General features: G+C 75.5%; 19 protein-coding genes and 1 pseudogene. 6 read left to right on the forward strand and 14 right to left on the reverse strand.

Annotation, left to right across the window (positions count from 1 at the left end):
- Positions 1–68 precede the first annotated feature (68 nt).
- From ACI79V_RS23115 to ACI79V_RS23125, 3 genes are all read right to left on the reverse strand, one after another.
- A complete protein-coding gene (locus tag ACI79V_RS23115; protein WP_456893099.1) occupies positions 69–941 on the reverse strand; it encodes a hypothetical protein in 873 nt (290 codons plus the stop codon).
- Complete coding sequence (locus tag ACI79V_RS23120; RefSeq protein ID WP_456893101.1) at positions 938–1558, reverse strand: RNA polymerase sigma factor; 621 nt, start codon at positions 1556–1558, stop codon at positions 938–940. The genes ACI79V_RS23115 and ACI79V_RS23120 overlap by 4 nt, the downstream gene beginning before the upstream one ends.
- A gap of 91 nt (positions 1559–1649) precedes the next feature.
- Positions 1650–3215, reverse strand: a complete 1566-nt coding sequence (locus tag ACI79V_RS23125; RefSeq protein WP_456893103.1) for a cryptochrome/photolyase family protein — start codon at positions 3213–3215, stop codon at positions 1650–1652.
- A 146-nt stretch (positions 3216–3361) separates the two neighbouring features.
- On the opposite strand from ACI79V_RS23125, the gene ACI79V_RS23130 reads away from it, so the two are divergent.
- The 3 genes from ACI79V_RS23130 to disA all read left to right on the forward strand — a co-directional run bounded on the left by ACI79V_RS23130 (position 3362) and on the right by disA (position 6592).
- On the forward strand, positions 3362–3985 hold the full coding sequence (locus ACI79V_RS23130) for a hypothetical protein (protein WP_456893105.1): 624 nt from the start codon (positions 3362–3364) through the stop codon (positions 3983–3985).
- A 36-nt stretch (positions 3986–4021) separates the two neighbouring features.
- Positions 4022–5395, forward strand: a complete 1374-nt coding sequence (gene radA / locus ACI79V_RS23135) for a DNA repair protein RadA (RefSeq protein WP_456893107.1) — start codon at positions 4022–4024, stop codon at positions 5393–5395.
- A 108-nt stretch (positions 5396–5503) separates the two neighbouring features.
- Positions 5504–6592, forward strand: a complete 1089-nt coding sequence (disA, locus tag ACI79V_RS23140; RefSeq protein WP_456875108.1) for a DNA integrity scanning diadenylate cyclase DisA — start codon at positions 5504–5506, stop codon at positions 6590–6592.
- 25 nt (positions 6593–6617) lie between these two features.
- Here the strand turns inward: disA and ACI79V_RS23145 are convergent, their stop codons facing one another.
- A complete protein-coding gene (locus ACI79V_RS23145) occupies positions 6618–7292 on the reverse strand; it encodes a MucR family transcriptional regulator (protein WP_456893110.1) in 675 nt (224 codons plus the stop codon).
- Positions 7293–7369: 77 nt separating this feature from the next.
- Here ACI79V_RS23145 and ACI79V_RS23150 point away from each other — a divergent pair, with 77 nt between their 5' ends.
- Both ACI79V_RS23150 and ACI79V_RS23155 read left to right on the forward strand, forming a co-directional pair.
- A complete protein-coding gene (locus ACI79V_RS23150; RefSeq protein ID WP_456893112.1) occupies positions 7370–8245 on the forward strand; it encodes an A/G-specific adenine glycosylase in 876 nt (291 codons plus the stop codon).
- A 69-nt stretch (positions 8246–8314) separates the two neighbouring features.
- Positions 8315–9232 carry a GNAT family N-acetyltransferase gene (locus ACI79V_RS23155; RefSeq protein ID WP_456893114.1) on the forward strand — a complete coding sequence of 306 codons (918 nt, stop codon included), beginning with the start codon at positions 8315–8317 and terminating at the stop codon, positions 9230–9232.
- Between the two features lie 302 nt (positions 9233–9534).
- On the opposite strand, the gene ACI79V_RS23160 is transcribed toward ACI79V_RS23155, so the two are convergent.
- The 9 genes from ACI79V_RS23160 to ACI79V_RS23200 all read right to left on the reverse strand — a co-directional run bounded on the left by ACI79V_RS23160 (position 9535) and on the right by ACI79V_RS23200 (position 20202).
- Complete coding sequence (locus tag ACI79V_RS23160) at positions 9535–12078, reverse strand: ATP-dependent Clp protease ATP-binding subunit (protein ID WP_456893115.1); 2544 nt, start codon at positions 12076–12078, stop codon at positions 9535–9537.
- Between the two features lie 394 nt (positions 12079–12472).
- Positions 12473–12826 (reverse strand): histone-like nucleoid-structuring protein Lsr2, encoded by a 354-nt coding sequence (locus ACI79V_RS23165; RefSeq protein WP_456875113.1) that lies wholly within the window; start codon positions 12824–12826, stop codon positions 12473–12475.
- A gap of 158 nt (positions 12827–12984) precedes the next feature.
- Positions 12985–14487, reverse strand: coding sequence for a lysine--tRNA ligase (lysS, locus tag ACI79V_RS23170; RefSeq protein WP_456893117.1), 1503 nt, complete (start codon positions 14485–14487; stop codon positions 12985–12987).
- Positions 14488–14528: 41 nt separating this feature from the next.
- Positions 14529–15323: a type III pantothenate kinase gene (locus tag ACI79V_RS23175; RefSeq protein ID WP_456875115.1), complete on the reverse strand. Its 795-nt coding sequence runs from the start codon at positions 15321–15323 to the stop codon at positions 14529–14531.
- Positions 15324–15329: 6 nt separating this feature from the next.
- Positions 15330–16235 carry a carboxylating nicotinate-nucleotide diphosphorylase gene (gene nadC, locus ACI79V_RS23180; protein WP_456893119.1) on the reverse strand — a complete coding sequence of 302 codons (906 nt, stop codon included), beginning with the start codon at positions 16233–16235 and terminating at the stop codon, positions 15330–15332.
- 76 nt (positions 16236–16311) lie between these two features.
- Positions 16312–17994, reverse strand: coding sequence for an L-aspartate oxidase (locus ACI79V_RS23185; protein ID WP_456893121.1), 1683 nt, complete (start codon positions 17992–17994; stop codon positions 16312–16314).
- Positions 17991–18416 carry an aspartate 1-decarboxylase gene (panD, locus tag ACI79V_RS23190; protein ID WP_456893123.1) on the reverse strand — a complete coding sequence of 142 codons (426 nt, stop codon included), beginning with the start codon at positions 18414–18416 and terminating at the stop codon, positions 17991–17993. The genes ACI79V_RS23185 and panD overlap by 4 nt, the downstream gene beginning before the upstream one ends.
- Entirely contained in the window at positions 18413–19261 is an 849-nt protein-coding gene (gene panC, locus ACI79V_RS23195; protein WP_456893125.1) for a pantoate--beta-alanine ligase, read from the reverse strand. Before panC ends, panD begins: the two co-directional genes overlap by 4 nt.
- A complete protein-coding gene (locus ACI79V_RS23200; protein WP_456893127.1) occupies positions 19258–20202 on the reverse strand; it encodes a Rossmann-like and DUF2520 domain-containing protein in 945 nt (314 codons plus the stop codon). Before ACI79V_RS23200 ends, panC begins: the two co-directional genes overlap by 4 nt.
- Positions 20203–20505: 303 nt before the next feature.
- On the opposite strand from ACI79V_RS23200, the gene ACI79V_RS23205 reads away from it, so the two are divergent.
- Entirely contained in the window at positions 20506–21252 is a 747-nt protein-coding gene (locus ACI79V_RS23205) for an SDR family oxidoreductase (RefSeq protein WP_456893129.1), read from the forward strand.
- Positions 21253–21271: 19 nt separating this feature from the next.
- Here ACI79V_RS23205 and ACI79V_RS23210 read toward each other — a convergent pair.
- A pseudogene (locus ACI79V_RS23210) lies at positions 21272–21640 on the reverse strand (hypothetical protein); the annotation flags it as partial.

Below are 21640 nucleotides of genomic sequence, written 5' to 3' on the forward strand. Positions count from 1 at the left end.
CCGCGCCCGCCCCCCCCCCCCCCCCCGCCCCCCCCCCCCCGCCCGCCCCCCCCCCCCCGCCGAGGGCGTCACTTCCGGCCGTTGCCGTTGCCGTTCCCGTTCCCGTTTCCGGGGGCGACGGGGGCCGGCGCCGGGGCGGGCGCGGGGGCCGCCTCCTCCACCACGGGCGCGGCGGGCGCGATCACCGGCGGCTGCGCGGCCTGCTCGCGGGCGGCCTTGCGCTCGGCGTTGCGCTGGTGGGCCTGCCCGCTGACCCGCTCACCGGTCACCCAGCCGTTGCGGGCACCCTCGCTCACCCAGTCGCCGTGGGACTGCCCGGCGGCCGGACCCTCCGTCGCCCACTCCTCCTCGGTCCGCTCCGGGGCGGCCACCGGCGCCTCGACGACGGGCTCCTCGGCGACCGGCCCCTCGACGGGCGCCTCGGTCACGGGCTCCTCGACCACGGGCTCCTCGACCACGGGCTCCTCGACCACCGGCTCCTCGACGGGCGCCTCGGCCACTGGCCCCTGGCCGTCCTCGCCGTCGTCCACGGTCCCCTCGGCGGCACCGCCCTCGGCGGGGTCGAGCGGGTCGACGGCGGCCGGATCGCCGCTCTCGACGGACGCGGGGGGCTCCGCGGTGGAGAAGGTGCCGGTGGTGGCCGCACCGGTCAGGGCGACGGCGACGACGCCGGTGGCGGCGGCCGCCTTGGCGGCGATGCCGGCCGCGGCGAGCTTGGCGGTGAGGGTGGTCAGCAGCATGCGGGGTCTCTTCCGTGAGGCCCGGGCGGGGTGCCCGGCCGTCCGCGTGGACGGTTCCGACTGGTCGGTGAGCAGACCGGTCGCCAGCAGCTCGGCCAGGGCCGCGTTCGGCCGCCCGGGTGCGGTGGCGCAGGCCCGGACCGCGTCGGAGAACGCGGCCAGGGCCTGCTCGTCGGCACGGGCGTCGGCTGGCGTGGTCATCTCGCCCCCGTCATCGCCGGACGGGCCGGGAGGGGTGCGCGTGCATCCTCGATCTCACCCGCAGGGGTGGTGCCGGCCGGCTCGAGCTCCGCGCGCAGCCGGCGCAGGCCGCGCCGCTGCAGCGCCTTGACCGAGCCCACCGAGCGGCCCATGACCGCGGCCACCTGCTCGACGGTGAGGTCGGCGAGCACCCGCAGCAGCAGCACCGAGCGCTGGTCGGCGGGCAGTCCCGCGCACAGCCGGTGCACGGCCTCGGTGCCCAGCCGCGTCAGGACGTCGTCCTCCACGTCCCCGCCGGAGGTCTCGGGCAGCAGGTCGCCGGCGTCGTCGGCCAGGTGCGGACGGCGGCTGCGCCGGCGCCAGTCGTCGACCAGCCGCCGGTGGGCGATGGTGAACACCCACGAGCGCAGCGCCTCCTCGTCCCCGCGGAAGCCGCCCAGGCCGCGGAAGACGGCGAGGAAGGTCTCGCTGGCCAGGTCGTCGGGCTCCAGCGCGCCGTGCAGCCGCAGGTAACCGGTGACCACCGGCGAGAGGTCCCGGTACAGGACCTCGAACCCCCACGCCGCGCCCGCCCGGGCCGCCGCGAGGACGTCGTCGAACGCCGGTCCGACCGCCATCCGCGCCTCCCTGCCGTGTCTCCGTGTACGGAGAGGGCATCGGCAGGGACGCCGCGGAACTGGACCGCCGTCCCCCGATCAGGGGCCTCTGTCAGGGGGCGCTGGTGCCGCGGGCGGTCTCCTGCTCGACGACCAGCGACAGGTCGCGCAGCCGGTCGAGGCCCTGCAGCGGACGGCGCATCCGCTGGTTGCCGGCCAGCCGCTCGCGGTTGCGGTCGAGGAAGGCCCAGTAGCCGGCGGTGTAGGGGCAGGCGTCGTCACCGAGGCGCTGCCGGGGGTCGTAGGGGCAGCGGCCGCAGTAGTCGCTCATCCGGTCGATGTAGGCACCCCCGGCGGCGTAGGGCTTGGTGGCCAGCGCCCCGCCGTCGGCGTGCTGGCTCATGCCGACGACGTTGGCCACCATCACCCAGTCGTAGCCGTCGACGAAGGTCCGGTGGAACCAGTCGGTCAGCTCCCGCGGGTCGATGCCGCGCTGCAGCGCGTAGTTGCCCAGCACCATCAGCCGGGGGATGTGGTGCACCCAGCCGTCGCGGCGCAGGTCGCCCAGCACGCCGGACAGGCAGGCGGCGTCGACGGCGGAGTCGTCGAGCTCGGCCATCCACTCGGGCACCGGCTCGAGCGCCCGCAGCGCGTTGGCGTGCCGGTAGTGGCGGCCGAAGTGCCAGTAGGTGTGCCAGGTGTAGTCGCGCCAGCCCATGACCTGCCGGACGAAGCCCTCCACGGAGTTCAGCGGCAGCGGGTCGCCGTCGGCGGCGCGGGCGCGCGCGGTGGCCTCGGCGGCGCGCACGACCTCCAGCGGGTCGAGCAGGCCGAGGTTCATCGCCGGGGAGAGCAGCGAGTGGGCCAGCCAGCGCTCGTCGGCGAGCATCGCGTCCTCGTGCGGGCCGAAGGCGCCCAGCCGCGCGGCGAGGAAGTCGTGCAGCCGGGTGAGCGCCTCCTCGCGGGTGACCGGGAACAGCCGAGGGCCGTCGTCACCGACGAAGGAGACCTCGCCGTCGGCCTCCCAGCGGTCGAGGTCGGCGCGCACCTGCTCGTCGATCTCGTCCTCGGCGGGCCACCACGGCTCCGGCGCCGGCGAGCGGCCGTCCCGCGGCGGGGGCTCGCGGTTCTGGGCGTCGAGGTTCCACGTCCCGCCCAGCGGCTCGGCGCCGTCCATGAGGACGTCGAGGCGGCGGCGGGCATCGCGGTAGAAGTCCTCCATGACCAGGCGGCGACGGCCGCGCCCCTGCGCCCACCGCGCGAACTCGCCCTGCGAGCTGACGAACCCGCGGGCGGCCAGCACCTCGACGCCGGGGCGCGCGAGGACGAGGTCGCGGCCGCTCCAGGTGGTGGGCGCGCAGACGCTCAGCGGCTCGTCGTAGCGGTCCAGCGCCTCGGCGTAGGTGGCGACCCGGTGCAGGTGCGCCTGCTCCCCCAGCTCGGCGGCCCGGTGGCGCAGCGCGGAGAGCACCAGGTGCGCCTTCTGCCGGTGGAAGCGGCGCTGGGCGAACACGGCCTTCGACTCGACCAGCAGCACCGGCTGGTCGGGCCGGTCGAGGAAGTGGGGGCCGAGCTGGTCGGCGAACAGCCATCGTCGCGTCGCGGGCGACCGCTCGGGGAAGTCGGCGAGCGCGGGGTCGTGCTCCTCCGCGCCGGCGCCCGGTCCCGGGCCCCGCATCGGCCTCACCTCCCGGCGGACATGGTGGGTGGACCGTTACGCTCGGCGCGACTCGGGCCATCGAGACCCACGGTGGCCGGCACGTCTCTCGCTGGAGGTCGACCGCCGTGAACCGCGCGCTGCGCGCTGCCCTGACGGGTGCTCTCGTGATCAGCCCCGTCGCGCTCGGTGCGTGCAGCGCCGGGCAGGTCTCGCAGACCGGCACCCAGGACCGCGACAAGGTCGGGCCGCAGGCCCAGGTCGAGGACGTCCTCCTGCGCCAGGTGCTGATCGCCTACCCCGACGAGAACGCCTACGAGGAGGGCGACGACGCGGTGCTGGTTATGACCATCGTCAACGCCTCGAACGAGGACGAGACCCTCACCGGGATCGAGGGCGAGGGCTTCTCGGGCATCCGGGTCTCCGGCACCGGCCCGACCCCGTCGCCGTCGTCCCCGGCGGGCAACCAGCCCACCACCGCGCCGGCGCCCGGTACGACCGGCGCCACGGGCGGCTCGGACCTGTCGCTGGAGATCCCCGCCGACACGGCGCTCTACATCGGCCAGGACGGCGACGCGACCATCACGCTGCAGGACCTCGCCGAGCCGCTGACGCCGGGGCAGACGCTGCCCCTGACGCTGACCTTCGAGCAGGCCGGGGAGATCGAGATCGAGGCGCTCGTGGGCCAGCCCGAGGAGGAGCTCGAGCGCGGTGAGGCCTTCGACTTCCACGAGGGCGAGGCCGGCGAGGCCGAGAACCCGGAGAGCGAGGAGGACACCCAGACGGAGTGAGGCGGGACTGTCGGTCCCCCCACCTACCGTGACGGGGTGCCCCCCTCCGGAGTGAAGCCCGCCCGTCCCGCCCACCGCTGCACCGAGTGCGGCTACGCGTCGGCGAAGTGGGTCGGCCGCTGCCCGGAGTGCCAGGCCTGGGGCACGCTCCAGGAGGTCGGCGCCACGGCGCCCGCGCTGCGGGCGGTCGCCGCCGGCCCGGTCACCGCGCCGGCCCGGCCGATCGCCCAGGTCGCGCTCACCGGCGCCCGAGCGGTGCCCACCGGCATCCCCGAGTTCGACCGCGTCCTCGGCGGTGGCCTGGTCCCCGGCGCGGTGGTGCTGGTCGCCGGCGAGCCCGGGGTGGGCAAGTCCACGCTGCTGCTCGAGGTCGCCCACCGGGTCGCGGAGTCAGGCGGCCCCACGCTGGTGGTGTCCGGCGAGGAGTCCGCGGCGCAGGTGCGGTTGCGCGCCGAGCGGATCGACGCGCTGCACGAGCGGCTCTACCTGGCCGCCGAGACCGAGCTGTCGGCCGTCCTCGCGCACGTGGAGCAGGTCGCCCCCTCGCTGCTGGTGCTCGACAGCGTGCAGACCGTCCGCTCCCCCGCCGTCGACGGCACCGACGGCGGCGCCTCCCAGGTCCGCGCGGTCGCCACGGCGCTGACCGCCGTCGCCAAGTCGCGCGGGATGACGACGATCCTGGTCGGGCACGTCACCAAGGACGGCGCGATCGCCGGCCCGCGGGCGCTCGAGCACCTGGTCGACGTGGTCGTCTCCTTCGACGGCGAGCGGCACTCCACGCTGCGCCTGGTCCGGGCCACGAAGAACCGCTTCGGCCCGGCCGACGAGATCGGCTGCTTCGAGATCGGCGACCGCGGCGTCGTCGGCGTCCCCGACCCGTCGCACCTGTTCGTCTCCCGCCGCACCGCGTCGGTGCCCGGCAGCTGCGTCACGGTGACGATGGAGGGCAGCCGGCCGCTGCTGGCCGAGGTGCAGGCGCTGGTGGCCACCAGCGCCGGCGGCGGCTCGCCCCGCCGGGCGGTGAGCGGGCTGGACTCCCAGCGGGTCGCGATGGTCAACGCCGTCGTCGAGCGCCGCGGCGGGGTGCGGCTGGCCGACGCCGACGTGTTCGCCGCCTCGGTCGGCGGGGTGAAGATCGCCGAGCCGGCGGCCGACCTCGCACTGGCGCTGGCCATCGCGTCGGCGTCGAAGGACACCCCGCTGCCCGAGGGGATGGTGGCGCTGGGCGAGGTGGGCCTGTCCGGCGAGATCCGCCGGGTCGGCGGCACCGGCCGGCGGCTGGCCGAGGCGGCCCGCCAGGGGTACCGGCTGGCGCTCGTGCCGCCGGACGCCGGGACGGCCCCCAAGGGGATGCGGCTGATGGAGGTCCCCGACCTCGGTGCGGCGCTGGCCGGGCTGTTCCCCGGATGAGGCCGGCTGCGCCGCTCGGCGTCCGGGCGCCCGCACCCCGCTCCCGACCCGCCGCGACGCGGGACCCGTAGACTCGGCGGTCGAACCGCGACGACGTCAGGAGCGCCCGTGCCCCCCGCTGTGGACTCCGAGGTCGCCCTGCGCGAACTCCTCGGCCGCATCGCCCCGGGCACGGCGCTGCGCGATGGGCTGGAGCGGATCCTGGCCGGCCGCACCGGTGCGCTCATCGTGCTGGGCTACGACCGGGTCGTGGAGTCCATCTGCACCGGCGGGTTCGCCCTCGACGTCGCGCTGTCGGCCACCCGGCTGCGCGAGCTGGCCAAGATGGACGGCGCGGTCATCCTCTCCTCCGACGGCCTGCGCATCGTGCGGGCGGGCGTGCACCTCATGCCCGACCCGACGGTCCCCACCGAGGAGTCGGGCACCCGCCACCGGACCGCCGAGCGGGTCGCCGTGCAGACCGGCTTCCCGGTGATCTCGGTGAGCCAGTCGATGCACATCATCAGCGTCTACGTCGCCGGCCGGCGGTACACCCTCGAGCACCCGACGACGATCCTCGCTCGCGCTAACCAGGCCCTGGCGGCGCTGGAGCGCTACAAGCTGCGGCTCGACGAGGTCGCCAGCACCCTGTCGGCGCTGGAGATCGAGGACCTGGTCACCGTCCGCGACGCGATGAGCGTCAGCCAGCGGCTGGAGATGGTCCGCCGGATCGCCGACGAGATCGAGGGTTTCGTCGTCGAGCTGGGCACCGACGGCCGGCTGCTCGCGCTGCAGCTCGACGAGATGCTCGCCGGCGTGGAGGAGGACCGCGCACTGCTGGTGCGCGACTACATGCCCGGCGGTGCCGCCCGCCGCCCGCGGACCATCGAGGACGTGCTGGCCGAGCTGCGCACGCTGTCGGCCACCGAGCTGCTGGACCTCTCCGCGGTCGCCCGCTGCTACGGCCTGCCCACCTCGGCCGACGCGCTGGACTCCCCCGTCAGCCCGCGCGGCTACCGGCTGCTGGCCCGGGTGCCGCGCCTGCCGGCCGCGATCATCGACCGGCTGGTCGAGCACTTCGGCGGGCTGCAGAAGCTGCTGGCGGCCACCATCGAGGACCTGCTGGCCGTCGACGGCGTCGGCGAGGCCCGGGCCCGCGGCATCCGCGAGGGGCTGTCCCGGCTGGCCGAGACCTCGATCCTCGACCGCTACAGCTGAACGGAGGACCCCGCAGGGCCGCAGGTCAGGTGACCTGCAGGGGGGCGTCCGGGCTGGTCTTGGTGTCCAGCCGCGCGCGCACCACGTAGGTCCCCGGCCCCACCGGCACGCGTGCCGCGGTGCAGGTCGGCTCGCTGGTCAGGCCGCTCCAGGTCAGCGGGAAGACGACCTGCTCGCCGGGTGTGAGCGTGCGGGTGTCGCTGCTGGTCTCGGGCCGGCAGTCGTTGCTGCCCCACAGCCGGGCGCCGGCGCCGTCGAGCAGCACCATCTCCTGCAGCTGCTTGTCCAGCACCCGGGTGCACGGCACGGGCGCGGTGTTGGTGACGACGAGCTCGAGCACCGGGGCGGACCCGGCGGGCACCGTGCCGGGCGTGCGGACCTCGAGGGCGATGACGTCGTCCCCGCACGGCGCGTCGGCCTGCTGCGCCGGCGGGGCGGGCTGCTGCGGTGGCGGCGGCGTGGTGCTGGGCGCCGGGGTCGGCGTCCGGACGCTGGCCAGCGAGGGGACCACCCGGTCGAGCGCGGGGGTGCCGGCCGGGGAGGACGACGAGCCGGCCGCCGCGGCGCTGTCCCCGGAGCCGGTCAGCAGCGAGACGCCGAGCCAGCCGCCACCGCCGAGCACGGCGAGCAGCACGGCCAGCACCAGCAGGCGCCGTCGCCAGTAGACGGCGGACGGCAGCGGTCCGACCGGGTGCAGCACGAGACGGACGGTAGTGCCCCCTCGTCCCGCCGCCGCACGGGGCACGCCGCCGACCGGGCCGGGCACACTGGACCCCCGTGAGCAGCACGGCCGGACTCGGGGACGCCCTCGTCGACTGGTACGACACCGCCGCCCGGGACCTGCCGTGGCGGCGTCCCGGTGTGGACCCGTGGGCGGTGCTGGTCAGCGAGGTGATGCTGCAGCAGACACCGGTGGCGCGGGTCGAGCCGGTGTGGACGGCGTGGATGGCGCGCTGGCCCACGCCGGCGGACCTGGCCGACGCCTCACCGGCGGAGGTCATCCGCGCCTGGGGCAAGCTCGGCTACCCGCGCCGGGCGCTGCGGCTGCGCGAGACCGCCGTCGCCCTGACCGAGCGGCACGGAGGGACCGTCCCGGCCGACGTGGCGGCCCTGGAGGCCCTGCCGGGCGTGGGGACCTACACGGCCCGGGCGGTGGCCTGCTTCGGCCACGGCCAGCCCCAGCCGGTCGTGGACACCAACGTGCGCCGGGTCGTGGCCCGGCTGGTGCACGGCCGCGCCGAGGCGGGCACCGCGCGGGCGTCCGACCTCGCCGACGTCGCGGCGCTGGCGCCGGCCGACCGGGAGCGGGCCTGCCGGTTCTCGGTGGCGGCCATGGAACTCGGCGCGCTGGTCTGCGTCGCCCGGACGCCGCGCTGCGCCGTCTGCCCGGTGCGCGAGCGCTGCGCCTGGCGGCTGGCGGGCTCTCCGGCCGCCGACGGGCCGCCGCGGCGGGTGCAGCGCTTCGCCGGGACCGACCGGCAGGTGCGCGGCCGGCTGCTCGACGTCCTGCGGGCCGCGGACGGCCCGGTGCCGGCCGAGGTCCTCGACGCCGCGTGGGACGACGCCGTGCAGCGCGCCCGCTGCCTGGACTCGCTGCTGGCCGACGGGCTGGTCGAGCAGTCCGCCCACGGGAGGTTCCGACTCCCCCACTGACCGGCCCGCGACACCTCGCGCCACCGAAACCGGTCGTGCGACGGCCCCGCGGCGCGGTTCACTGGGCCCGTGCAGCTGCCCGGGGAGCTCACCGCCCGACCCCTGACCGCGGGAGACGCCCGTGCGGTCTACGAGGTGATGGCCGCCCAGGAGCTGCACGACATCGGCACCGTCGAGATCGAGGAGGCCGACATCGTCGGGGACTGGCAGCGTCCCAGCTTCGACGTACCCGTCAGCACGCTCGGCGTCTTCGACGGCAGCCGACTGGTCGCCTACGCCGAGGTCTCGGGCGAGGGACGTGGTGATGCCGCCGTGCACCCGCAGTACCGCGGACGGGGCATCGGCACGGCGCTGGCGGCCTGGACCCGGCGGCTGGCACGCGAACGCGGCGCCCCGGTCCTCGGCATGTCCGTGCCCCAGGGCTCCCCCGCGGACGTCCTGCTGGCGCACCTCGGCTACGACGTCCGGTGGACCTCGTGGCTGCTGGAGCTCCCCGAGGACACGCGGATCGAGGCCCAGCCCCTGCCGGACGGGTACTCCATCCGGACGGCGGCCGGCGAGGCGGACCACCGGGCCGCCTGGACGGTGGTCGAGGACGCCTTCCTCGAGTGGTCGCAGCGGGACCGGCGGTCGTTCGAGGACTTCGCCGCGACGACCGTGCGCCGCCCCGGTTTCGAGCCGTGGCACCTGCGGGTCGTCGCGGACCCGCACGGCGATGTGGTCGGTGCCTGCTTCCTGGTCGCCGGTGGCCCGGACGGCTACGTCGACAAGCTCGCGGTGCGCCGGGACCGGCGCGGGCTCGGGCTGGCCCGGGCCCTCCTCGCGGACGCCTTCGCCAACGCCCGCCGGCACGGCGCCACGCGCTGCGAGCTGTCCACCGACTCCCGCACCGGTGCCCTCGGCCTCTACGAGCGGGTCGGGATGGTCGTCACCGGCACCTGGGTGCACCGCGCCGTGGACCTCGGCCCGGTCGCCGCCGCCCGCTGACCGGATCGCCGGGAGACGGAGACCACACCGGCCGGCGACGTCGTCGCGGGGTGGTCCGTGGCGGGCAGGTGGCCGATCGCGCGGGAGACGGTCACCGCTCCCGGCACCGTGGCCGGTCCACCCTCCCCGCCTGACCCCGCCGCCCGCCGTCCTCCCTCACCGCAGCGCGTCCTCCCTCACGTCCCACCGTGCGGGAGGACGCGCCACGATCAGGTCACCTGATCGTGGCGCCGACTCCGGACGCGGCGAGGGCCGCCCCCCGCGGTGCGGGAGACGGCCCTCGTCGGTGGTGCGGTGTGGGACTACTTCTTCTCCAGGGACGTGGGGCCGCCCTGGCCGTCCTCGTCGTCGCCGACGGTGAGCGCCACCGGGGGCGTGTCGGGCACGTCGATCGGCTTGGCCTCGCCGCGGAAGGTGAACTTCGCGGTCGGGCCCTCGCCCTCGACGTCCACCACGATGATCTGACCAGCGGTCAGCTCGCCGTAGAGGATCTTCTCCGACAGCGCGTCCTCGATCTCGCGCTGGATGGTCCGGCGCAGCGGCCGGGCGCCCAGCACCGGGTCGAACCCGCGGGCCGCCAGCAGCTTCTTGGCGTCCTGCGTGATCTCCAGCGACATGTCCTTGTTCGCCAGCTGGCTCTCCACACGGGCGACCATGAGGTCGACGATCTCGATGATCTCGTCCTCGGTCAGCTGGTGGAACACGACGATGTCGTCGATGCGGTTGAGGAACTCCGGCCGGAAGTGCTGCTTGAGCTCCTCGTTGACCTTGTTCTTCATCCGCTCGTAGTTGGACTGGGTGTCGTTGCCGACCTGGAAGCCCAGCCCCACCGCCTTGGAGATGTCGCGCGTCCCGAGGTTGGTCGTGAGGATCAGGATCGTGTTCTTGAAGTCCACGATCCGGCCCTGACCGTCGGTGAGCCGGCCGTCCTCCAGCACCTGCAGGAGCGTGTTGAACACGTCCGCGTGCGCCTTCTCGATCTCGTCGAAGAGGACCACCGAGAACGGCTTGCGCCGCACCTTCTCGGTCAGCTGGCCGCCCTCGTCGTAACCGACGTAGCCGGGAGGCGCACCGACCAGACGCGACACGGTGAACCGGTCGTGGAACTCGCCCATGTCGATCTGGATGAGAGCGTCGTCCTCACCGAAGAGGAACTGCGCGAGCGCCTTGGCCAGCTCGGTCTTACCGACACCCGAGGGGCCGGCGAAGATGAACGAGCCACCGGGGCGACGCGGGTCCTTGAGGCCCGCGCGGGTGCGCCGGATCGCCTGGCTGACGCTCTTGATGGCCTCTTCCTGGCCGATGATCCGCTTGTGGAGCTCCTCCTCCATGCGGAGCAGACGCGTGGTCTCCTCCTCGGTGAGCTTGAAGACGGGGATCCCGGTCCAGTTGGCCAGCACCTCGGCGATCTGCTCGTCGTCGACCTCGGCGACGACGTCCATGTCACCGGCCTTCCACGCCTTCTCGCGCTCGGCCTTCTCGCCCAGGAGCTGCTTCTCCTTGTCGCGCAGCGAGGCGGCCTTCTCGAAGTCCTGCGCGTCGATCGCGGACTCCTTCTCGCGCCGGATGCCGGCGATCCGCTCGTCGAACTCGCGCAGGTCCGGCGGCGCGGTCATCCGCTTGATCCGCATCCGGGCACCAGCCTCGTCGATCAGGTCGATCGCCTTGTCCGGCAGGAAGCGGTCGGAGATGTACCGGTCGGCCAGCGTGGCGGCGGCGACGAGTGCGCCGTCGGTGATGCTGATCCGGTGGTGCGCCTCGTAGCGGTCGCGCAGGCCCTTGAGGATCTCGATCGTGTGGGTGAGCGTCGGCTCGCCCACCTGGATCGGCTGGAAGCGGCGCTCGAGGGCGGCGTCCTTCTCCAGGTGCTTGCGGTACTCGTCGAGCGTGGTGGCACCGATCGTCTGCAGCTCACCACGGGCCAGCATCGGCTTGAGGATGCTGGCGGCGTCGATCGCGCCCTCGGCGGCACCGGCACCGACGAGGGTGTGGATCTCGTCGATGAACAGGATGATGTCGCCGCGGGTGCGGATCTCCTTGAGCACCTTCTTCAGGCGCTCCTCGAAGTCACCGCGGTAGCGCGACCCGGCGACCAGCGCGCCGAGGTCGAGGGTGTAGAGCTGCTTGTCCTTCAGCGTCTCGGGGACCTCGCCCTTGACGATGGCCTGCGCGAGGCCCTCGACGACGGCGGTCTTGCCGACGCCGGGCTCGCCGATGAGGACGGGGTTGTTCTTGGTCCGCCGCGAGAGGACCTGCATGACCCGCTCGATCTCCTTCGACCGGCCGATGACCGGGTCGAGCTTGGAGTCGCGGGCGGCCTGCGTCAGGTTGCGGCCGAACTGGTCGAGCACCAGCGACGTCGACGGGGTGCCCTCGGAGGGGCCGCCGGCCGCGGCCGGCTCCTTGCCCTGGTAGCCCGAGAGCAGCTGGATGACCTGCTGGCGGACGCGGTTGAGGTCGGCACCCAGCTTGACCAGGACCTGCGCGGCGACGCCCTCGCCCTCGCGGATCAGGCCGAGCAGGATGTGCTCGGTGCCGATGTAGTTGTGACCGAGCTGCAGGGCCTCGCGCAGGGACAGCTCGAGGACCTTCTTCGCCCGCGGCGTGAAGGGGATGTGCCCGGACGGGGCCTGCTGGCCCTGGCCGATGATCTCCTCGACCTGCTGGCGGACGCCCTCGAGCGAGATGCCGAGGGACTCGAGGGCCTTGGCAGCGACGCCCTCACCCTCGTGGATGAGGCCCAGGAGGATGTGCTCGGTGCCGATGTAGTTGTGGTTGAGCATCCTGGCCTCTTCCTGCGCCAGGACGACCACCCGTCGGGCTCGGTCGGTGAACCGTTCGAACATGCGCTGCTTCTCCTCTGACCGGCTGGTCCGGCACTGCCCTCCCCGCTCGTGGAGAGGAGCACCCGACGTCCGTCGGCGCGCTGGGGCACCGGTCTTTCCACTGTAGTCACGGACCACGCCGTCCTGTCGGCCTCGACCGGCGGGCGGTGGGTGGCTGTCCGGGTCAACCGATGGTGCACGGACGGTGTTCCGATCCGGTTTACGCCGACAGCGGACGGCGCGTCGCGGCAGGGACGCCGACGGCCCGGCACCCGAGTGGGTGCCGGGCCGTCGGTGACCTGCTGGATCAGCCCCTCGCAGGGGCCCACCCCGAGCGGGGTGACGTGCTGGAACGGCCCCCTCGCAGGGGCCCACCCCGAGCGGAGCGAGGGGTGGGGGGCGAGGGGGTCCTTCCTCAGTGGGCCGCTTCGTAGGCCTCGACGACGCTGGCGGGGATGCGGCCGCGGTCGCTGACCTCGTGGCCGTTCTTGCGGGCCCACTCGCGGATGGCGCCGGCTTGCTCGCGGTCCATGCGACCGCCGCCGGTGGCGCGGGAACGGCCGCCACCGGAGGCCCGGCCGCCGCTCCCGCGACCGACCTTGCGGGCGGCCTGCACGTAACGGGAGAACGCGTCACGCAGTTCCTTGGCGTTCTTCTCCGACAGGTCGATCTCGTAGTTCGTGCCGTCGAGGGAGAAGCTCACCGTCTCGTCGGCGGGGACGTCCTCGTCGAGGTCGTCGCTGAGGATCACCTGGACCTTGCGTGCCATTCCTTCTACCTCACTCCTTCTCGGCCCCCGTGGCCGGACGATTGGTCGCCGTCCTCGCGGACAACGCGGCCATTCCACCACACGACGGCACAATAGGACGAATTGCACACCGCGGTTCGCCCAATTCGGGGAGAAAGTGTCCGATCGGGACGCGCGGTTCAGGAAATCGGCCGCACCAAAGGGAACAGGATCGTCTCCCGGATACCGAGACCGGTGAGCGTCATCATCAGCCGGTCGATGCCCATCCCGACCCCGCCGCTGGGCGGCATGCCGTACTCGAGGGCCTCGAGGAAGTCCTCGTCGAGGACCATCGCCTCCGGGTCGCCCGCGGCGGCCAGCAGCGCCTGCTGGGTGAACCGCTCGCGCTGCACCACGGGGTCGACGAGCTCGGAGTAGCCGGTCCCGCGCTCGACGCCCCCGATGTAGAGGTCCCACTTCTCGGCCAGGCCCGGCGTCGTGCGGTGCGCGCGGGTCAGCGGCGAGGTGTCCACGGGGTAGTCGACGACGAAGGTCGGCGCCTGCAGGGAGTCCTGCACCAGCGCCTCGAACAGCTCCTCCACCACCTTGCCGGGGAGCCACGCCGGGTCCACGCCGACGTCGTGCCGCTCCGCGAGGGCCCGCAGGTGCTCGACCGGCGTCTCCGGGGTGACCTCCTCGCCGACGGCGTCGGACACCAGGGAGTACAGCGGCACCTGCGGCCACTCCCCCGACAGGTCGATCTCGGTGCCGTCGTGGTGGCGGGCGGTGTGGTCGCCGAACAGCGCCGCGCAGCTCTCCTGGACCAGCTCCCGGGTGGTGCGCGCGACGCCGGCGTAGTCGGTCCAGGCCTCGTAGAACTCGAGCATCGCGAACTCCGGCGAGTGCGAGCTGTCGGCGCCCTCGTTGCGGAAGTTGCGATTGATCTCGAAGACCTTCTCCAGCCCGCCCACGATGCACCGCTTGAGGAACAGCTCCGGTGCGATCCGCAGGTACAGGTCGAGGTCGAAGGCGTTCATGTGGGTGCGGAACGGCCGGGCCGCGGCACCGCCGTGGACCGTCTGCAGCATCGGCGTCTCGACCTCGAGGAACCCGCGGGCGGTGAGGCCGGCCCGCAGCGCCGCCACCACCGCGGCCCGCTGGCGGACGGTCCGGCGCGCCTCGTCGCGGACGATGAGGTCGACGTAGCGGCGGCGGACCCGCAGCTCCTCGCTCATCGGCTTGTGCGCCACCGGCAGCGGCCGCAGCGCCTTGGCGGCCAGCCGCCAGGAGTCGGCGAACACCGACAGCTCGCCCCGCCGCGACGTCCCGACCTCGCCCTCGACGACGACGTGGTCGCCGAGGTCGACGTCGGCCTTCCAGGCGTCGAGCGCCTCCTCCCCGACCCGGTCGCGGGAGAGCATGACCTGCAGCTCGGCGTCGCCCTCGCGCAGCGTCGCGAAGCAGAGCTTGCCGGTGTTGCGGCTGAAGATGACCCGGCCGGTGACGCCGACCCGCTCACCGGTCATCGTGTCGGGCTCGAGGTCGGGGTGCTCGGCGCGGACGTCGGCCAGCGACGTCGTGCGCCCCACCGTGACCGGGTAGGGGTCGGTGCCGGCCTCGCGCAGCCGGTCGAGCTTGGCGCGCCGCACGCGCAGCTGCTCGGGGAGCTCGTCGTCCGGGGGGCCGGGAGGCAGGTCGCTCACGGCGCCCGAGCCTACGGGCGTGCGCCGCACCACCCCGGCGGCTACCGGCGGCCGGCCGCCTGCTGGCGCGCGAAGGCCAGCCGCAGCCCGTGCACCGTGAGGTCGGGCTCCCGGGCGCCGATGGACCGGCAGCTGTCGGCCACCAGGGGCGCCAGCCCGCCGGTGGCGACGACGACCGGCGCGCGGCCGAACTGCGCCTCCAGCTCGGCGCCGATCCGGTCGACCAGCCCGTCGACCAGCCCGGCGAAGCCGAGCACGACCCCCGACTGCAGCGCGGCGACCGTGTTCTTGCCGATGGCCTGCGCCGGGACGGTCAGCTCGACCGAGCGCAGCTGAGCGGCGCGGGAGGCGAGCGCCTCCAGGCTGACCTCGAGGCCCGGCGCCAGCGCGCCGCCGAGGAACTGCCCGTCCGGTCCGACGGCGTCCACGTTGGTCGAGGTGCCGAAGTCGACGACGACGACCGGCCGGGAGCGCCCGTCGGGCGCGGTGCCGAACAGCTCGTGGGCGGCCAGCGCGGTGACCACGCGGTCGGCGCCGACCTCGCGCGGGTTGTCCACGTGCAGCGGGACGCCGGTGCGCACGCCGGGGCCGATGAGCACGACCGGCACCTCGAGGGACTCCAGCAGCCCGCGCAGCGCCGGCAGCAGGGCCGGCACCGTCGAGCAGGCGGCGACGCCGGTGACCTCGGTGTCGCGCAGCAGGCCGCGCCAGAGCATCCGCAGCTCGTCGGAGGTGGCCCGCGGGTGGGTGGTCACCCGCCAGCAGCCGACCCGGCGGGCGCCGTCGAAGGTGGCCAGCACGGTCTGGCTGTTGCCGACGTCGACGGTGAGCAGCACGGCCGGTCAGCTCCGCAGGTCGAGGGCGAGGTCGAGGATCGGCGAGGAGTGCGTGAGCGCGCCCACCGACAGGAAGTCCACCCCGGTCGCGGCGACCTCGCGGGCGACGGCGAGGGTCAGTCCGCCGGTGGCCTCGAGCTCCGCGCGGCCCCCGACCAGCGCGACCACCTCGCGCAGCCGCGCGGGGGGCATGTTGTCCAGCAGCAGGAAATCGGCGCCGGCCTCGACCGCCTCGGCCGCCTGGGCCGGGGTGTCGGCCTCCACCTGCACCGGCACCCGCGGCGCCCGCTCGCGGACGGCGGCCACCGCGGCGGCCACCGAGCCGGCGGCGGCGACGTGGTTGTCCTTCACCATCGCGACGTCGTAGAGGCCCATGCGCTTGTTCGACCCGCCGCCGCAGCGCACGGCGTACTTCTCCAGCGGGCGCAGGCCGGGCGTGGTCTTGCGGGTGTCGAGGACGACCGCCCCGGTGCCCTCGACGGCGTCCACCCAGGCCCGGGTCGCGGTGGCGATGCCGCTGGCGCGGCTGGCGATGTTCAGCGCGCTCCGCTCGGCGGCCAGCAGCGCCCGCACCGGCCCGCGCACGGTCAGCAGCACGTCGCCCCGGGTCACCCGGTCGCCGTCGGCGGCCCCGGCGGTGAGCGTGGCGCCGGGGGCGAGCCTGGTGAACACCCGGGCCGCGACCGGCAGGCCGGCGACGACGCCGTCGGCGCGGGCGACCAGGTCGGCGGTGCCGTACTGCGCCGGGGGGACGGTGGCGGCGCTGGTGACGTCCAGGGCGACGGCGAGGTCCGGCTCGCTCGGCAGCACCGCGCCCCCGGCGAGGTCCTCGGCCAGCGTGCGCTCGACCAGCTCCTCGACCCACGCCTCCGACAGGCCCGTGCCCTCGAGCGAGCGCGGGTCTCCGCTCACCATGCCTCCCGTTCGCTCCCGCGGGGCGCTCCGCTCCTCGCTCGTTCCTCGCTGCGATGCTCACGCCCCTGTCCGCTCACCACGGGGACACCACCGGCGCGCCCACCGGGCGGCGGGTCAGCGACAGCCGTCCGTCCCCGCCGAGGCGGACGTCGAGGTGCACCCGCCACCGGTCCTCGCTGTCGGGGTGGTCCTCGCGCCAGTGGCAGCCGCGGGTCTCCTCCCGCGCGGTGGCCGCCGCGGTCAGCGCGCTCGCGACGGTGAGCAGCCCGGTGGCCTCCCAGCTGTCCACGCCGGGCGCCGCACCGGGCCCGCCGGCCAGCGAGGCGGCCAGCCCGGCCAGCGTGTGCGTGGCCTCGGCCAGCCCGGCGCCCGAGCGCAGCGCCGCGACGCGGCCCGACATCGTGTCGGTGACCACGCGGCGGCCGGCCGGGTCGAGCAGCCCGCCGGTCGCCGGCGCCGCGTCGACCGCGGGGGCCGACGGCGGCAGCGAGCGGGCCAGGTCCGCGCCGATACGGGCGGCGAAGACCAGCCCCTCGAGCAGCGAGTTCGACGCCAGCCGGTTGGCCCCGTGCACGCCGGTGCAGGCCACCTCCCCGCACGCGTAGAGGCCCGCGACGGTGGTGCGCCCGGACAGGTCGGTGACCAGCCCGCCGGAGGCGTAGTGCGCCGCGGGCGTGACCGGCACCAGCTCGGTGACCGGGTCGACGTCGCCCGCCCGGCAGCGGGCGACGATCGTCGGGAACCGCTGCGCCAGGCCGTCGATGCCGCGGGCGTCGAGCCAGACGTGGTCCACCCCGTCGCGCAGCTGCACCCGGGTGATCGCCTTGGCGACCACGTCGCGCGGGGCGAGCTCGGCCAGCGGGTGGACGCCGAGCATGAACCGCTCCCCCGCGCCGTCGCGCAGCACCGCGCCCTCGCCGCGCAGCGCCTCGCTGACCAGCGGCTGCTGGCCGCGCACGCCCGGGCCCAGGTACAGCGACGTCGGGTGGAACTGCACGAACTCCAGGTCGGTGGCGACGGCCCCCGCCCGCAGGCCCAGCGCCACGCCGTCACCGGTGGACACCGGCGGGTTGGTGGTGGCGGCGTAGACCTGCCCCATCCCGCCGGTGGCGAGCACGACGGCGCGCGAGCGCACCGCGCCGACGCCGTCCTCGGTGCCCTCGCCGAGGACGTGCAGGGTGACCCCCGCCGCCCGCCCGGTGGCGTCGGTGAGCAGGTCGAGCACCATCGCGTGCTCGACGAGGGTGATGCCGGGGTCGGCGTGCACGGCCTCGCACAGCGCCCGCATGACCTCGGCCCCGGTGGCGTCGCCGCCGGCGTGCACGATCCGGTCGGCGGAGTGCCCGCCCTCGCGAGTGAGCAGGAGCCGGCCGGAGGGGTCGCGGTCGAAGCCGGCGCCCCAGTCGATGAGCTGGTGCAGCCGCGCCGGGCCCTCGGTCACCAGCGCGTGCACCGCGGCGGGCTCGCACAGCCCGACGCCGGCCACCTCGGTGTCGCGGGCGTGCGCCTCCGGGGTGTCGGCCGGGTCGAGGACCGCGGCGATGCCACCCTGCGCCCAGCGGGTCGAGCCGTCGTCGACCCGGACCTTGGTGACCACGGCGACCGACAGGCCCGCGGCACGGGCGTGCAGCGCGACGCACAGCCCGGCGACGCCGGAGCCGACGACGCAGACGTCGGCCGACAGCTCCCACCCGGGCGCCGGCGCGGCCAGCCGGGTGGGCAGCCCGACCACCGGGTCGGCCGCCAGCGTGGTCACCGGACCGGCACGCCCAGGTCGCTGCGCCGCTGGTCGGTGGCGCCGGGCACCGGGGCGGAGGGGTCGCCGCCGAGCTCGACGACGCGGTTGGCGCCGTCGACGTGCACGACCTTCGGGATGTACGCCTTGGCCTCGGTCTCGTCCATGAGGCCGTAGCTGATCAGGATGACCAGGTCGCCGGGGTGCACCAGGTGCGCGGCGGCGCCGTTGATGCCGATGACGCCGCTGCCCCGCTCGCCGGGGATGACGTAGGTCTCCAGCCGGGCGCCGTTGGTCACGTCGACGATCGCCACCTGCTCGCCGGGCAGCAGGTCGGCGGCGTCGAGCAGGTCCTCGTCGACGGTCACCGAGCCCACGTAGTGCAGGTCGGCCTGGGTCACCGTCGCCCGGTGGATCTTGGACTTGAGCATCGTGCGCATCATCGGGGGCCTCCCAGTCGGACGGCGGTGTTGTCGAGGAGTCGGGTGCTGCCGGCGCGGACGGCGACCAGCAGGCGGGCGGGGCCGGCCGTGGGGGCGCGGCCGAGGTCGGGGTCGGTGAGCTCGAGGTAGTCGGGCACCAGCTCGGGCGCGGTGGCGAGGACCTCCCGCGCGGCGGCGAGGACGGCGCCCGCGCCCCGCGGCCCGGCGTCCGCGCCGGCGCACAGCGCCCGGTGCACCGTCGCGGCGCGGGCCCGCTCGTCGGGCGCGAGGTAGCGGTTGCGGCTCGACAGCGCCAGGCCGTCGTTCTCGCGGGCGGTGGGGACGCCGACGACCTCCACCGGCAGTGCGAGCTCGCGCACCATCGCGCGCACGAGCGTGAGCTGCTGGTAGTCCTTCTCGCCGAAGAACGCCAGGTCGGGCCGGGCCAGGCCGAACAGCTTGGCGACGACGGTCAGCACGCCGGCGAAGTGCCCGGGCCGCACCGCGCCCTCGAGCACGCCGCCGAGCGGGCCGGGGTCGACGGTGACGCCGAGCGCACCGGACGGGTAGACCTCCCCGACCGGCGGGTGGAAGACGACGTCGGCGCGCTCCTCGGTGAGCGCGGCGAGGTCGGCGTCCCAGGTGCGGGGGTAGCGGTCGAGGTCCTCGCCGGGCCCGAACTGGGTCGGGTTGACGAACACCGAGACGACGACGCTGCCGGCCCGCTCCCGGGCGGCGCGCACCAGCGTCCGGTGCCCCTCGTGCAGCGCGCCCATGGTGGGCACCAGGGCGACCGGGCCGGGCAGGCCGGCGACCACCTCGCGCAGCTCCGCGGCGGTCCCGGCGACGGCCGGAGGAGAGGTCACCGGGAGCCCGCCGGGTCCGCGGCCTCGTAGAGCAGGTCGAGCAGGGGCGCACCCTCGTGCCGCTTGAGCCGGCCGGCCGCCAGCGCGCGCTCGGTGGTCCGCTGGGCCATCGCCACGTAGGCGGCCACCGACGCCGGGGCCCGGTCGGTGAGCGTCTCGAGGTGGTCGGCGACGGTACCGACGTCGCCGCGGCTGACCGGGCCGGTGAGCCCGCGGTCGCCGCGCCGCAGCCCGTTGTCCAGCGCGGCGGTGAGCAGCGGGGCGAGCACGCGGGCGGGGCTGTCGACGCCGGCGCTGCGCAGCAGGTCGGCCGCCTCGGCGACCAGGGTGACCAGGTGGTTCGCGCCGGTGACCAGCGCGGCGTGGTAGAGCCGCCGGTCGGCCTCGGCGACGAAGAACGGCTCGCCGCCCATCTCGAGCACCAGGGTCTCGGCGACCGCCCGGTGCAGGGGCCGGCTGGTGACGCCGAACGGCGCGCCGGTGAGCCGGTCGGCGTCCTCGGGGGCGCCGGTGAAGGTCATGGCCGGGTGCAGCGCGAGCGGCAGGACGCCGGCCTGCTCCGCGGGCCCGAGCACCGACAGGCCGTGCGCGCCGGAGGTGTGGAAGGCGATCTGGCCGGCCCGCCAGTGGCCCGTACCGGCCAGACCCGCGACCAGGCCGGCCAGCGTGTCGTCGGGGACGGCGAGGACGACGAGGTCGGAGGAGGCGACGACCTCGTCGGCGGGCAGCAGCGGGACACCTGGCAGCAGCCGGGCCGCGCGCTCGGCGGAGGCGGTGGACACACCGGAGGCGGCGACCACGTCGTGGCCGGCGGTGGCGAGGGCGGCGCCCAGGACCGACCCGACACGGCCGGCCCCGATGACCCCGACGCGGAGCCGGGCGGGAGCGCTGTCGGCGGGCGGGAGCCCGGCAGCGCGGGGGGTCCTGCGGGCAGCAGGCATCGCGGTCACCTCTCGTTCCAGTCCCTGGCGGGTACCGGACTCGGTGGCCGGGCCGACGTCGTCGTCCCGGGTGTGCGGGGTCGTGCGGGGTGGTGCCGGCGGGAGGCCTGCTGCGACCGGGTGTGTCACGCGGGCGACGCGCTGATGGCGAGTGTGTGACGGCCCGCCGTCGCCTGCAACGCGCCGGGCCTGTGGAGTGGGTCACTCCGCCTCCGGGGGTGGCGCGGGCGGTGGACGGGCCGGTCCTTACGGTGTGCGCGGCACCGGCGCCGACGCGGTGGCCGGCGGACACGAGGGGGTTCGGTGGGCACGTTCGAGGGACGCACCGCGCTGGTCACCGGCGGCAGCCGCGGCATCGGGCTGGCGATCGCCCGCAGCCTGGTCGACCGGGGGGCCCGGGTGGTGCTCACCGCCCGCAAGGCCGAGGCGCTGGAGGAGGCGGTCGCCGCGCTCGGCGGCCCCGAGGTGGCGGTGGGGGTGCCGGGCAATGCCGGCGACGCCGCGCACCGCGCCGAGGCCGTGCGCACCGCGGTCGAGCGCTTCGGCAGCCTCGACCACCTGGTCGGCAACGTCGGCATCAACCCGGTCTACGGCCCGCTGGTGGACCTCGACCTCGACGCCTTCCGCAAGATCCTCGACACCAACGTCGTCGGCACGCTGGGCCTGGTGCAGGAGGCCTGGCGGGCGTGGATGGGCGAGCACGGCGGCTCGGTGCTCGTGGTGGCCTCGGTGGCCGGGCTCAAGGCCTCCCCGAACATCGCCGGCTACGGGGTGAGCAAGGCGGCGCTGGTCAACCTGGTGACCCAGCTCGCCGTCGAGCTCGGCCCCACGGTGACGGTCAACGCGGTGGCCCCGGCCGTCGTGAAGACCCGGTTCGCCGGCGCGCTGTACGAGGGCCGCGAGGCGGAGGCCGCCCGCGCCTACCCCGTCGGCCGCCTCGGTGAGCCCGAGGACGTGGGCGAGGCCGCGGCCTACCTGCTCGGCGCGGGCTGGGTCACCGGCCAGACGCTGGTGCTCGACGGCGGCGCGCTCTCCCGCGGCCCGGCGTGACCGGCCGCTGCGCGGTGGCCTACTCGCGGTAGCGCCGGCGGCGGCCGCCGGGGGTCACGCCGCTCTCGGCGAGGATCCGCGCGAGCCGGGCGGCGCCGGGGTCGTCCGGGATGTCCGCGGCCCGGCCGGGCGACGGGGTGCTCGCACCGGCGTGGCCGGCCGCGACGGCGTGCACGGCGGGCCGCTGCACGGTGGGCCGCTCGGTGGTCACGGGGACGGGCAGGTCGACCGGCAGGTCGGTGCGGCGGCGGCCCAGCGGCGCCCGGTCGGCGGGCGCGGGGACGGCCGGGGCGTCGTCGAGCATCCCGCGCGCGGCCAGCCACTCGCGGGGCGAGTCGGCCGGCCGGGGCGGCGGCGGGGGGACGGCGGGCGCCGCGGCCGACGGGGT

The organism is Geodermatophilus sp. SYSU D00700, assembly GCF_054050255.1.